General features: G+C 61.8%; 12 protein-coding genes and 1 other RNA gene. 6 read left to right on the top strand and 7 right to left on the bottom strand.

Going from position 1 to position 12,619, the window contains the following annotated elements:
* Positions 1-22: 22 nt before the first annotated feature.
* Positions 23-628 (bottom strand): DUF2059 domain-containing protein, encoded by a 606-nt coding sequence (locus GWC77_RS16800; RefSeq protein WP_173258750.1) that lies wholly within the window; start codon positions 626-628, stop codon positions 23-25.
* 40 nt (positions 629-668) lie between these two features.
* The gene (gene gyrA, locus GWC77_RS16795) at positions 669-3,290 is read right to left on the bottom strand and encodes a DNA gyrase subunit A (RefSeq protein WP_173258748.1); all 2,622 of its coding nucleotides are present in this window, start codon (positions 3,288-3,290) and stop codon (positions 669-671) included.
* A gap of 497 nt (positions 3,291-3,787) precedes the next feature.
* Between gyrA and ompA the strand changes: the two genes are divergently transcribed.
* From ompA to ssrA, 4 genes are all read left to right on the top strand, one after another.
* Positions 3,788-4,447 carry an outer membrane protein OmpA gene (gene ompA, locus GWC77_RS16790; RefSeq protein ID WP_173258746.1) on the top strand — a complete coding sequence of 220 codons (660 nt, stop codon included), beginning with the start codon at positions 3,788-3,790 and terminating at the stop codon, positions 4,445-4,447.
* A 189-nt stretch (positions 4,448-4,636) separates the two neighbouring features.
* Positions 4,637-5,344 (top strand): bifunctional 2-polyprenyl-6-hydroxyphenol methylase/3-demethylubiquinol 3-O-methyltransferase UbiG, encoded by a 708-nt coding sequence (gene ubiG, locus GWC77_RS16785; protein WP_173258744.1) that lies wholly within the window; start codon positions 4,637-4,639, stop codon positions 5,342-5,344.
* Positions 5,341-6,057 carry an HAD-IA family hydrolase gene (locus GWC77_RS16780; protein ID WP_173258742.1) on the top strand — a complete coding sequence of 239 codons (717 nt, stop codon included), beginning with the start codon at positions 5,341-5,343 and terminating at the stop codon, positions 6,055-6,057. The genes ubiG and GWC77_RS16780 overlap by 4 nt, the downstream gene beginning before the upstream one ends.
* A 100-nt stretch (positions 6,058-6,157) precedes the next feature.
* Positions 6,158-6,548, top strand: a transfer-messenger RNA (tmRNA) gene (gene ssrA / locus GWC77_RS16775).
* Positions 6,549-6,587: 39 nt separating this feature from the next.
* Here the strand turns inward: ssrA and GWC77_RS16770 are convergent.
* From GWC77_RS16770 to GWC77_RS16760, 3 genes are all read right to left on the bottom strand, one after another.
* On the bottom strand, positions 6,588-6,893 hold the full coding sequence (locus GWC77_RS16770; protein WP_173258740.1) for a hypothetical protein: 306 nt from the start codon (positions 6,891-6,893) through the stop codon (positions 6,588-6,590).
* Positions 6,886-8,715, bottom strand: a complete 1,830-nt coding sequence (locus tag GWC77_RS16765; protein WP_173258738.1) for a carbamoyltransferase — start codon at positions 8,713-8,715, stop codon at positions 6,886-6,888. The genes GWC77_RS16770 and GWC77_RS16765 overlap by 8 nt, the downstream gene beginning before the upstream one ends.
* Before the next feature lie 90 nt (positions 8,716-8,805).
* On the bottom strand, positions 8,806-9,909 hold the full coding sequence (locus tag GWC77_RS16760; RefSeq protein WP_173258736.1) for an SGNH/GDSL hydrolase family protein: 1,104 nt from the start codon (positions 9,907-9,909) through the stop codon (positions 8,806-8,808).
* 442 nt (positions 9,910-10,351) lie between these two features.
* Here GWC77_RS16760 and GWC77_RS16755 point away from each other — a divergent pair, with 442 nt between their 5' ends.
* Positions 10,352-10,735, top strand: a complete 384-nt coding sequence (locus tag GWC77_RS16755; RefSeq protein WP_173258734.1) for a hypothetical protein — start codon at positions 10,352-10,354, stop codon at positions 10,733-10,735.
* 28 nt (positions 10,736-10,763) lie between these two features.
* Here GWC77_RS16755 and GWC77_RS16750 read toward each other — a convergent pair whose 3' ends face one another.
* Together GWC77_RS16750 and GWC77_RS16745 are read right to left on the bottom strand one after the other, a co-directional pair.
* Entirely contained in the window at positions 10,764-11,036 is a 273-nt protein-coding gene (locus GWC77_RS16750; RefSeq protein WP_173258732.1) for a hypothetical protein, read from the bottom strand.
* Positions 11,037-11,207: 171 nt separating this feature from the next.
* A complete protein-coding gene (locus tag GWC77_RS16745; RefSeq protein WP_173258730.1) occupies positions 11,208-12,296 on the bottom strand; it encodes a substrate-binding domain-containing protein in 1,089 nt (362 codons plus the stop codon).
* Positions 12,297-12,405: 109 nt separating this feature from the next.
* Here GWC77_RS16745 and GWC77_RS16740 point away from each other — a divergent pair.
* A partial coding sequence (locus tag GWC77_RS16740; protein ID WP_173258728.1) for an NAD(P)H-dependent oxidoreductase subunit E occupies positions 12,406-12,619 on the top strand: 214 nt, incomplete at its 3' end.

Genomic DNA, 12,619 nt, shown 5'->3' with positions numbered 1-12,619 from the left:
CGACGCCGAAAACTCAGGCGACTTACTTGCCCGGCTTGACCGACGCCACTTCCTTGTCGGCTTGGTCGCGCGTTGCCTTGATCGATTGGGGCATGTACTTCTGCATCAAGCCGTTCACGACGTCGCGGCCCACCTGGTCCTGAACTTCGATGAACTTGCGACCCGTCGGGCTCTTGTAGAACGTCGTCAGATCCTTGATTTCCTGCGTCGAGTAGTACTTACCGTACGCATCGTATTGCGCTTGCATCGCGTCATTGCGGAACGAATCCGTCGCGAACACCTGGCCGGCGGAGTCGACGAGCTTCGGCACCGCATTCTTTTGCAACGTCGGCACGGCTGCCTGCTTTTGCTTGTCGTTCAGCGACTTGTTCTCCGACAACGCGTCCGACAGGATCGCCGGCACGAGCTGCTTGGCTTGCATCTGCGCGCTGTTGGCGATGGCGCCGACGAGCTTTTGCGCGTCGATGGCGGCGAGCAGTTCCTTGATCGCGGCCTGCTTGGCCGGATCGTTCGCAGCGGCGGCCGTCGTCGTGGACGGTGCCGAACTCTGGGTCGACAGCGCCTGCGCCATGGCAAAGGTCGGCACAAACGCGGCCAGCAGCATCCATTGTTTGAAACGTCGTTGCATCGTCACTCCCTCTAAAAATTAATTCGGTTCCGGCGTTCGATCAGACTTCGCCGTCTTCGCCGTTTGCGTCTTCAGCCGCTGCCGCGTCCACTTCGACATCCGCATCGGCTTCCGCGATCTGCTGCAGGCCCGAAAGCTTCGTGCCCTCGTCAAGGCTGATGAGTGTAACACCCTGCGTCGCGCGCCCCATCTCACGGATCTCGGCAACGCGCGTGCGAATCAGCACACCCGTCGTTGTGATCAGCATGATCTGGCTTTCCGGATCGACGAGCGTGGCGGCCACCACACGGCCGTTGCGCTCCGAGGTCTGGATCGCGATCATGCCTTTCGTGCCGCGACCGTGGCGCGTGTACTCCGTGATCGGCGTGCGCTTGCCGAACCCGTTTTCCGTTGCGGTCAGCACCGACTGCTCCTCGCTGCCCGCGACGAGCATCGCGATCACCTGCTGCCCCTCTTCGAGCTGCATACCGCGTACGCCGCGCGCCTCGCGACCCATCGGGCGCACGTCGTTCTCGTCGAAACGCACGGCTTTGCCGGCATCGGAAAACAGCATGACGTCGTGCTGGCCGTCCGTGATGGCCGCGCCGATCAGGAAATCGCCTTCGTCCAGACCGACCGCAATGATACCTTTGCGCAATGGTCTGCTGAAAGCCTCGAGCGGCGTCTTTTTGACCGTGCCGAGGGATGTCGCCATGAAGACGTACTTGTCAGCCGAAAACTCCTTGACCGGCAGCACGACGTTGATCTTCTCGCCATCTTGCAGCGGGAACATGTTCACGATCGGACGGCCGCGCGAATTGCGCGAGCCCTGCGGCACCTCGTAGACCTTGACCCAGTAGACGCGGCCGCGGTTCGAGAAGCACAGGATGTGGTCGTGCGTGTTCGCGATGAAGAGCGTGTCGATCCAGTCGTCCTCTTTCATCTGCGTGGCCTGCTTGCCGCGCCCGCCGCGTTTTTGCGCCCGATACTCGGAAAGCGGCTGCGATTTCACGTACCCCGCGTGCGACATCGTCACCACCATGTCCTGCGGGGTGATCAGATCTTCGGTGTTGAGCTCGGTCGCATTGAGTTCGATACGCGAACGGCGCGCGTCGCCGAACTCGGCCTTCACGGCCGCCAGCTCGTCGCCGATGATTGCCGTAATGCGCTCAGGACGCGCGAGGATGTCGAGCAGATCGGCGATCTGGGCCATCACTTCGCGATACTCGCCGATGATCTTGTCCTGCTCGAGGCCCGTCAAGCGCTGCAGACGCATCTGCAGGATTTCCTGAGCCTGCGTATCGGAGAGCTTGTAAAGGCCGTCCGCCTGCATGCCGAAGGCCGGGTTGAGCCCTTCCGGCCGGTAAGCCTCGCGCCCGCCCGCGGCCGCGTTCTCGGTTTCGGCGCGCGCAAGCATGTCGCGCACGAGCGACGAATCCCAGGCTCGCGCCATCAATTCCTGCTTCGCGATCGGCGGGGTCGGCGCGGCCTTGATGATCGAGATGAACTCGTCGATGTTGGCCAGCGCGACCGCCAGGCCTTCGAGCACGTGGCCGCGCTCGCGTGCCTTGCGCAACTCGTATACGGTGCGCCGCGTCAGCACCTCCCGCCGGTGCGAGAGGAACGCCTCGAGCATTTCCTTAAGGTTGAGCAACTTCGGCTGGCCGTCGACGAGCGCGACCATGTTGATGCCGAAGGTGTCCTGCAGCTGCGTCGCCTTGTACAGATTGTTGAGGACGACTTCCGGCACTTCGCCGCGCTTCAGTTCGATGACGACACGCATGCCGCTCTTGTCGGACTCGTCGCGAATATCGGAGATGCCTTCGATCTTCTTCTCGTTGACGAGCTCGGCGATGCGCTCGAGCAGCGAGCGCTTGTTCACCTGGTACGGCAGTTCGTCGACGATGATCGCCATGCGCTGGCCGCGATCGATTTCCTCGAAGTGCGTCTGCGCGCGCATGACCACGCGTCCGCGGCCCGTGCGATAGCCGTCGCGCACGCCGGCCACGCCGTAGATGATGCCGCCCGTCGGGAAGTCAGGCGCCGGTACGATCTCGATGAGCTCGTCGATGCTCGCGCCCGGATCCTTCAGCAGATGCTGGCAGGCATCGACGACTTCGCCGAGATTGTGGGGCGGGATGTTGGTCGCCATGCCGACGGCGATGCCCGACGAACCGTTGATGAGCAGGTTCGGAATGCGCGCGGGCAGGATGAGCGGCTCGTTTTCGCTGCCGTCGTAGTTCGGGCCGAAATCGACCGTTTCCTTGTCGATATCCGCGAGCAGCTCGTGCCCGATCTTCGCCATGCGGATTTCCGTGTACCGCATGGCTGCCGCGTTGTCGCCGTCGACCGAGCCGAAGTTGCCCTGCCCGTCGACGAGCATGTAGCGCAACGAAAAATTCTGCGCCATGCGCACGATCGTGTCGTATACCGCCTGGTCGCCGTGCGGATGGTATTTACCGATCACGTCGCCCACGATACGCGCGGACTTCTTATAGGCGCGGTTCCAGTCGTTGTTGAGTTCGTGCATCGCGTAGAGCACGCGCCGATGCACGGGTTTGAGGCCGTCCCGAACGTCGGGAAGCGCACGTCCGACGATTACGCTCATCGCGTACTCGATGTACGAACGGCGCATTTCCTCCTCGAGGGAGATGGGCAGAGTCTCTTTGGCGAATTGATCCATTATCCGTATCTTTTCGGGGCGAAAGCGAACCGGGAGCCGCTTGTCCGTTCGCTCGTCCGCCAACCCGGCATCGGGCGCCGGGCATCACGCGATTCTAGCATGCCGGGCGGGGCTACTCCGAGCTCGCACGTACTCCCCCAGCGGGGCGATCGGCAGAGGCCGCCATGGCGTCGATTTAGGGCCGCCGCGAGGCAAATTTTTCCTTTGCGCTGGCACGCATCGTGCGGGGGCCGACCGCTCGGAGAAGCCCGTCCCGCTTACCTGTTGCGGACGCACCACAATAAAAACGGGTGGCTCGAAGCGGCGGGATTTTTTTTTCGTAAGAAGGGAACGATATGGCAAAATGCCAACGCACTTGGTTAGACGCTGCTCGAAGTGTCCGCATGGCTGGCGTTTTTTGTGCCGCACCAATGTTATACTTCGAGCAATGTATGACTTGTCTTCGTCATCCAGGCTCGCAGTAAACCTGCGGTAATCTCAAATTCGAGAGGAGAAATATGAATAAACTTTCAAAGCTCGCGTTCATTGCAGCTACCGCAGTTATGGCTGCATCCGCTTCGGCACAGTCGGTGCCGGCGTCGCGACAAGCCACGAATGACAACTGGGTCAACGGCACCGGTGAATACGTGTGGATGAACGGCACGAACGAGCTTTGCTGGCGCGATGCATTCTGGACGCCCGCAACGGCGAATGCCAAGTGCGACGGCGCTCTCGTCGCCCAGGCCCCGACGCCGCCGGCTCCCCCGGCCCCGGCAGCTCCGGCCATCACGAGCCAGAAGGTCACGTATCAGGCCGACACGCTGTTCGACTTCGACAAGGCCGTCCTGAAGCCGGCTGGCAAGCAGGCGCTCGACGATCTGGCCTCGAAGATTCAAGGCATGAATACGGAAGTCGTCGTTGCAACGGGCTACACGGACCGCATCGGTTCGGACAAGTACAACGACCGCCTGTCGCTGCGCCGTGCGCAAGCCGTGAAGGCCTACCTTGTCAGCAAGGGTGTTCCGGCGAACAAGATCTACACGGAAGGCAAGGGCAAGCGCAATCCGGTCAAGGATTGCGCAGGCAAGAAGGTCACGGCAAGCCTGAAGGCCTGCCTCGCACCGAACCGCCGCGTGGAAGTGGAAGTGGTCGGCACGCAGCAAACGAACGCTCAGTAAACAGCGTCCGCTGCAGCCTCGAAAAACCCCGCTTCGGCGGGGTTTTTTTTCTGGTCGGCGCGCGGATTCGACGCATCGCCGCGCCGGGCGACTTTTGTCGCCGCACCGGGCCCGATATACTCGGCCGTAGCCTGTGTGCGTCTATTTATATTGTTACTCCCTATTAATATTGTTACCGCTCGATACGCCATGACCAACGCCGATCCCCACGAATTGCAGAAATTCAGCGATCTTGCCCATCGCTGGTGGGATCCGAATGCAGAGTTCAAGCCGCTGCACGAGTTGAATCCCGTGCGTCTCGCCTGGATCGACTCGCATGCTCACCTACCGGGCAAACGCGTGCTCGATGTCGGTTGCGGCGGCGGGATCCTGTCCGAATCGATGGCGGGCCTCGGGGCACAGGTCAAAGGCATCGATCTCTCGTCGCAGGCGCTTGGCGTAGCCGATCTGCACAGCCTCGAAAGCGGCATTACCGTCGAGTACGAGGAAATCGCCGCGGAGGCCCTGGCGGCACGTGAACCGGGCACCTTCGATGTCGTCACGTGCATGGAGATGCTCGAACACGTGCCCGATCCGGCTGCCATCGTGAAGGCGTGCGCGATGCTCGTGAAGCCGGGCGGATGGGTGTTCTTCTCGACGCTCAACCGCAGCATCAAGTCATATCTGTTCGCCGTCATCGGCGCGGAATACATCGCTCAAATGCTGCCGAAGGGCACGCACGATTACGCACGCTTCATCCGCCCTTCCGAACTCGCCGCGTTCGCGCGCGCAGCCAACCTCGACGCCGCCGAGGTGAAAGGCATCACGTATCGGCCGCTTGGCAAGCATTTCATGCTTTCCGACGATACGAGCGTCAATTATCTTTTTGCCTGCCGCCGCGCGAAGGTGGGCGCATGAGTCAGCAGCCGACGCCCCAACCCGAACTGACCGACCGCGTCGCATCGATCGGCTTGTGCCGCGGCGTACTGTTCGATCTCGACGGTACGTTGGCCGACACGGCGCCCGATCTCGTTGCCGCCGTCAACAAGATGCGAGCAGACCGAGGCCTCGACATGGTGCCGCTCGACACGTTGCGGCCGCTGGCGTCGGCCGGTGCGCGCGGCTTGATCGGCGGCGCATTCGGCATCGGCCCGGACGATCAAGGGTACGCGTCGATGCGCGAGGAGTTTCTCGCCAATTACGAAGCGGACCTTTGCATCGAAACGACACTGTTTCCCGGCATCGACGAGTTGCTGGACGTCCTGGATGCGCGCAACGTGCGCTGGGGTATCGTCACCAATAAAGTCGGTCGATTGACGATGCCTCTCGTCGAGCAGCTCGGACTTGCTTCGCGCGCGGCATGCGTCGTGTCCGGCGATACGACCCCTCATTCGAAGCCGCACCCTGCCCCCCTGCTGCATGCGGCTGAAAGCCTCGCAATGCGTCCCGAGCGGATCGTTTATATCGGCGACGATCTACGCGACGTGCAAGCGGGGTTCGCGGCGGGCATGATCACGGTGGCGGCGGCCTACGGCTACTGCGGCACCGATCTGCCGCCGGCGATGTGGCACGCGCAGCACGTCGTCGATTCGCCGCAGCAGTTGCAGCAGTTGCTGCACGACCTGCGGTGAAGGCCCCGCCGGGGCGCTCGCCGAGTCGACAGCACTGCGCTTGAAATACAGCGAAGCCGCACCATCTTGTGTTCTGTGGGATAATCCCACCTTACACACAGGGGCCGACCTGGTTTCGACGTGGGTAATGAAGCAGTTCAGGGCATACCGAGGACCCGTCACCTCGTAAATCAATGGGAATTAAGTAACTGCGAACGATCTTTCGAAGCGCTTCGGCGCGGCGTCTAACGACGCTCTCGCACTGCAGGCCGCCTAAAACCGGCCTCCCTCGCACTGGCTCGCTGATGGGTCAGGGTCGCAAGACCAGCGAGGTCTCTTACGTCAGCTAATCCTTGGTGGTGTCACGCTGCCGGGGCCGAAAATCAAGTGACTCGCCGTAACGAAGCGTGTTCGTCCGCGTCGGTGCGGTTAAATCAAATGACTGAACTAAGTATGTAGAACTGGCTGTGGACTATTTGCGGACGCGGGTTCGATTCCCGCCGGCTCCACCAATACGTGCCCCCAACCGCTTGGTTGGGGGTTTTTTGTCATCAGTACATGGCGTAGACGAAATCCGAGACGGTTTCGTCCTCTTTGGCCGCAGGCGCGCGCAACGCCTTGGCTATCTTGCGCAGTTCAGGCTCGAGCCGAACCAGCGAATCGAGCCCCTGCCTGCGCCAGATGGCAATCAGCGCATCGATCGAGTCCTCCTCCACGACGATCGGCTCCGGCTCGAAGACATCGAGGAAGTACGAATCGCACCCGGGGTCGATCCTCGCCAGGATGAATGGCTCGACCTTCGGCCTCGCGCTCGCCAGCTTCGAGCGGAAGAATTTTCCAAGTTCGGCGTCAGTCAAGTTGATACTCCTTCTTCCAGGAATCGTCCTGTTCGACAGGCGTCTGCTCGTCTCGATAGAGAATGTAGTTGCCCATTACGAGCGCGTCGATTTCCGTGCGCATGAAGCAGCGATACGCATCCTCGGGCGAGCAGACTATCGGCTCGCCCCGCACGTTGAACGACGTATTCACGAGTAACGGACAACCCGTCAGCGCCTCGAATGCCTGCAGCACGGCAAATGTCCTCGGGTTCACGCTTTTCTCCACCGTTTGGATGCGCGCGCTGAAGTCGACATGCGTGACCGCCGGGATGGTGCTTCGCACCGCGTTGACGATTTGCAGCATGTCCTCGGGGTCGGATGACGCTTCCGGAATCCGCCTATGCTCGGCGCGCACGGGCGCGACAATGAGCATATAGGGGCTGTCCGAGCCGAGTTCGAAATAGTCTGCCGCGCGACTTTTGAGCACGACCGGCGCAAATGGCCGAAACGACTCGCGAAATTTGATCTTCAGGTTCATCCGCGACTGCGTCGCCGCCGCGCGCGGATCGCCGAGTATCGAGCGGCCACCGAGCGCGCGCGGGCCGAACTCCATGCGCCCTGCGAACATCCCGACGATCTTTTGCTCTGCAAGCAGACCCGCGATCTTTGCAGCGCCCGCGTCGGTGGGGTCCAACCGATGGTACGAGGCGCCGCATTGCGAGAGGAACATGACGATTTCGTCATCGCTATACTCTGGGCCGATGAAGCTGCCTTGCTGTGCGTCGCCGCCACCGGTGAGCGCGGGTCGGGTCCCACCCAGCATGTTGAAGTCGGCGAGATAAGCCGCGCCGATCGCGCCGCCCGCATCGCCCGCGGCTGGCTGGATCCAGATGTCATCGAAAATCCCGGCGCGAAGGATCTTCCCGTTGGCAACGCAATTCAATGCAACGCCCCCCGCAAGACACAGCTTCGCCGCCCCCGTCATGTCGTGCAGCGTGCGCGACATCTTCAGCATGACCTCTTCGGTCACCGCCTGAATGGACGCCGCCAGGTCCATCTCGCGCCGCGTGATCCGCGACTCCGGTACTCGAGGCGGCCCGTCGAAGAGTTGATGGAAGCGCTCGTTCGTGAGCGACAGCCCCTGGTGGAAATCGAAGAAATCGAGATTGAGCCGGAATGAGCCGTCGCTCTTGATGTCGATCAAGTTCTCCTTGATCTTCCCTGCGTAGTCAGGCGTGCCGTAGGGCGCGAGGCCCATTAGTTTGTACTCTCCGCTGTTGACCTTGAAGCCGCAAAAAAACGTGAACGCGCTGTAGAGCAGGCCGAGCGAATGGGGATAACGAATCTCCTTCATGATCTCGATCGCGCTGGCGCGACCCATGCCCACGCTGGTGGTCGACCACTCCCCGACACCGTCGACGCACATGACCGCAGCCTCTTCGAACGGCGACGGAAAGAACGCCGATGCTGCGTGCGAGTAGTGGTGCCGTGCAAAATATATTGGCACTTCGCACTTCAGCATCTCCTCGATCCGTTCCTTGAAATAGGGCTTTACGCCAAAGAACGAACGTATCGCGCGGGTAAAGAACGCTTCGGACTCCGGAGCAAATGCAATCGACGAGCGGAGAATGCGATCGACCGTAAGCGCTGGATCGTCGTAGAACGCGATTGCGGCCAGGTCGCCGCTATCGATCTCCGCCTCCTCGAGACAGTAGTTGATCGCGGCCTGTGGGAACCTCGGGTCGTGCTTCTTCCGGCTGAACCGCTCTTCTTGCGCGGCCGCTACGATTATTCCGTCTTTCAGCACCGCAGCAGCCGAGTCGTGATAGAACGCCGAGACCCCTAATACATACCTTGACATTGCCCGCCCCCCGCATCCGTCTACACTTGTTCCCACTCGCGCACGACGACACCGGCAAACACCGCCGGGCCAACCGTTGATCGGCGTTCCTCATGCACGGAATCTGTCGAATGGCGATGGACATTCCGCGCCCGCCGTACGCGCCGGCCTGCCGATATCGCCAACTGGCATCGCCGGCGGCGCATCGGCCAGCACCGCGGCACCCACCGACGACGGATGCGCTTCACACGTCGCGCCTGCGTGCAACATCGGCGCGACGACCTTGCTCAATGCCTGGCCAATGAGCGTGTGAGCAGCCGGCGTAAAATGGCAATCCCTCCGGAAGCGCAATTGCCTTCTCATAGGGGCCGGATGACGCAGCAGATCGTCCACGACGTGGTAAACCGGCACGTCGATCGACTGCGCGAGTTCGTCGAACCGCTGCCTCACATGCTTGTAACTGGCCGTCTCCTCGACATATTGATAGACGGGAATGACGGCGATCACCGCCGGCACCGTGAGGTCCGACGCCCACCTTTCGAGGATAGCCCGCAAGAGCTTCCAACCGTCGCTGCGCGAAGAACCATACTCGGGAAGCGGCTGGAATCGCATCAACCGCTGGCAGAGATCTTTGAAATCGGGCCCCAGCATGTTGACCATGTTGCGCAGGCTCGCGCGGAGCGCCCCCGCGCCTCGCGGCGCAATCGACCGATCGGCCTTATAGGGCCGCGCAACCGGCCCCCCCTTCAACGTCAGCCCGCCGTCGGAAGACAGTTCGAACCAGGGCTTGGGAACGCGAATGGCTTCGCCGGCACGGTCCGCCCATCCACGCTCCTTGACGAGATTGCGCTGGATGTTTTCCACGAGCACGCTGATCACGACGGCGTCGTAATCAAGCTTCCCGGCGTACTCCCGGAAGATTAGATACTGCTGGTCGGTGCCGCTGCCACTCATGCCGAAGTTCAGTATCTCGGTGTCCGGCAGTTGCTTCTCCATCAGGTCGGTGTAGCGCTTGCCGTTGCTGACGCCGTCGCCGGCCGTATAGGAGTCGCCGAATACCAATAAACGGTGTGCGCGATTCTTGTTGACCGTAATCGGGTGATCGCAGCGAAAGCCGTCACGGTTGGTCCTGACGAGATATCCGCCGCCTTCATGAGGAATCCGGAGTTTGAGACCGGGTGCGAACCGGTAGCCCAAAACTGGATCGTATTGCATCAGGCGCCTGTGCAGCCCAAGCGCCTGTGCGTCCTGAGAACGCTCATCCATAATGGTCCTGGGTCTCCCGAGTTACTGTATTCGCGCTTGTTTCTTCCCGCCAACGCAAAGGAACGCCGAATGAGGGACGGTCCGAACTGTGTGTAAAAGGCAAGGTATGCCGACAATCCGATGCAGAAACGCCATCACATAGTGGATTTCGGCAAAGGCGATTCAGCGTGAATTCTTGTCAAGCAACGCGGGGAACTCAGCGGGCGGGGCAGGACTGCCCGGCGGGATAGACGCAACCTCGCGTCTCCGGACTACCAATTACCGGGAGATCTTAATCGATGGGGTTTTTGGTCCTTTTTCGGCGAATTCCTTTATACGGCTGTGCAGTTAGACTAGCATCGCCTGTCTGGATACCCAGGTCTTTCCGACGTCTTATCTCGATCGCCTACACATGACCAAAGTCTTTGCCATCGTCGCCGCCGTTCAGCTTCTCGGATTGGCCGCCTGCGGCTCGTCCCCGACCGCCTCGAACGACGCCGCCGTTTCACCCGGTGTCGCCGCACGCACTTCGGATTCCGCGATGGCCTTCACTTCGCACCGCACGCCGAGCTCGATCACGAGCTGTCTCTCGAGCCGGATGCACGGTGTGCACCGCGCCAGCTCCGGCACTGCAACCGAGCTCGTCATCGGCAACGGTGCACGCACCAACACGTGGCGCATTACGCTTGCGCCCGCCGGGGCAGGCAGCGCCGTCAACGTGCACAAGCCGTCATCCGACGACGGCTCCGTGTCCGAACCCGAGCTCCGATATCACATCGCGCGTTGCGTCGTCTGACGCTTGCCGCCCTCTTCCGCAGGAACGCTCACTGATCTTGCGGACATTGGAGGTTGCAGCCATCCGGGTCGCCGTTATCGCCGCGTTTGCGCCGTTGCGAGCGGCCGTTTTGAAATTTCTTGTTGCGCGCCGCGGATTCCGATGCCGCAAACTGCAGTTGCGGATGTTCCTGCAAACGGAATTCGTCGTTGAGGATGCCGCCCGGCACCCCGGGCGAGTTCTGTGCGAACACAACCGATGTTGCAGTGCATAACGCGCCGATGGCGATCACGCCCGCAGTGAATTGAATAAGCCGTTTCATGTCGCTTGCCGCGCCCCTCGGCGCGTAGATCGATCGGAGGAAAGAAGGCTGCAAGCGTACCGCGAAACCGGCTCGCTGTGCAGCGACGCGCGTTACAGCGGTAATACCGGGCCGCAGCAACGGCCGCTTCAGCGGTGTGCGTGAAGGCCGATCCCCGATGAGTGCGTCGCATCAACCGGTGATGTCCGCCCCGCCCCGCAAGCCGTTTTGAATGTCGACGAGCGAGCCGCACTCCGCCGGGTCGTAGCCTTCCAGGTGCGAGACCCCGAGCCGAAACGGGTCGCTGCGCAGCACCGCCAGCGCGGCGGCCAGCGGCGCCGCTGACAGCCGCGCTCGCTCACAGGCGAAGTAATAGTCTTCGTCGACGATCGGTACGAAATCGAGACCGAAATGATGCGCCGCGGGCGCCACGCCAAAGCCCACGTCTGCCATGCCGCTCGCGACGAACGCCGCAATCGCGGTATGCGTGAGTTCGGTCGAGGCGTAGCCGTTGATGCGTTCCGGATCGACGCCGACACGGCGTAATTCAAGATCGATCAAGAGCCGGGTTCCGGAACCAGGCTGCCGGTTGACGAAGCGCACATCGGCGCGGGCGAGATCGTCGAGGCCGCGGACCCCCTTCGGATTGCCCTTTTGCAGGAAGAGCCCTTGTTTGCGCCGGGTCAAATAGATGAGGACATGCCGGCGCGGATCGAGCCAGCGCCGATAAATGTCTGCACAAATCTCCCGAAACGCGCCGCGCGGCAAATGAAAGCCCGCAAAGTCGCATTCGCCACGCGCGAGCGCCGCGACGGCTTCCGCGCTCTCGCGATATTTGATGTCGACGGAGCCGGCCTCGCGGGTTTGCAGCGCCGTGACGAGCGCTGCCACCGCATAACCGTGCGACGCATGGATCCGTACCATCGCACTGCGCCCCAGTTGGCGACCGAGCTCCTCGGCAATCTCGCTAGCCAGCCCCTGCATCGGGGCATCGAGCCGCTCGGCGCAGAGGCGCTGCGCGCGCACGACGGCGTGCCCCAGACTCGACAGCGCCGAGCCCTTGCCGCGCTCTTTCGCGATCAAATCTCCGCCGAGGCGCGCCTCGAAGAGGCGCAGCAATCCCCACGCATGGCGGTACGAAAGCCGGCTTTGCTCGGCGGCCTGCGCAATGCTGCCCGTCTCGTCGACAAGCGCCAGCAGCGGCACGATATCGGTCAGGCTCGCCTCACGGCCCGCGCTGTCGCGCACGATCAATTCAGCGACGCATTTGATATCAATCATTTATGTCGTCCAATTTCCTATTGCACTTCGTATTGACCGGGCCTATCGTTCGATCATAACTGGAAAACGTCGAGCATATATGTGCATCATATGAGTAGCAAGTACATATATGCAGGCTGAAAGGAGACCCCACTTGGAACATGCAAGCCCCCCGGCGCCGGATGAGCTCGTCCGCCGGCATTGGAAGCCGGGCATGTCGCTCCTCGCGGTGCTGCACGCGATACAGGACGAAGCCGGTTTCATCCCGCCCGAGGTCGTGACGCCGCTGGCGCGGGCGATGAACCTCTCGCGCGCCGAAGTGCATGGCGTGATGACGTACTACC

Origin of the sequence: Paraburkholderia sp. NMBU_R16, assembly GCF_013282575.1 — a bacterium.
In the GTDB taxonomy this organism is placed as follows: Bacteria; Pseudomonadota; Gammaproteobacteria; order Burkholderiales; family Burkholderiaceae; genus Trinickia.
Note: the sequence above shows the minus strand (reverse complement) of the source record. Positions and strands in the feature narration are given on the sequence as shown.

Coding starts and splice junctions, on each gene's coding strand:
- GWC77_RS16745 (WP_173258730.1), bottom strand. CDS start 12,296: ATGATTGATATCAAATGCGTCGCTGAATTGATCGTGCGCGACAGCGCG.
- gyrA (WP_173258748.1), bottom strand. CDS start 3,290: ATGGATCAATTCGCCAAAGAGACTCTGCCCATCTCCCTCGAGGAGGAA.
- GWC77_RS16765 (WP_173258738.1), bottom strand. CDS start 8,715: ATGTCAAGGTATGTATTAGGGGTCTCGGCGTTCTATCACGACTCGGCT.
- GWC77_RS16750 (WP_173258732.1), bottom strand. CDS start 11,036: ATGAAACGGCTTATTCAATTCACTGCGGGCGTGATCGCCATCGGCGCG.
- GWC77_RS16760 (WP_173258736.1), bottom strand. CDS start 9,909: ATGCAATACGATCCAGTTTTGGGCTACCGGTTCGCACCCGGTCTCAAA.
- GWC77_RS16755 (WP_173258734.1), top strand. CDS start 10,352: ATGACCAAAGTCTTTGCCATCGTCGCCGCCGTTCAGCTTCTCGGATTG.
- ubiG (WP_173258744.1), top strand. CDS start 4,637: ATGACCAACGCCGATCCCCACGAATTGCAGAAATTCAGCGATCTTGCC.
- ompA (WP_173258746.1), top strand. CDS start 3,788: ATGAATAAACTTTCAAAGCTCGCGTTCATTGCAGCTACCGCAGTTATG.
- GWC77_RS16800 (WP_173258750.1), bottom strand. CDS start 628: ATGCAACGACGTTTCAAACAATGGATGCTGCTGGCCGCGTTTGTGCCG.
- GWC77_RS16780 (WP_173258742.1), top strand. CDS start 5,341: ATGAGTCAGCAGCCGACGCCCCAACCCGAACTGACCGACCGCGTCGCA.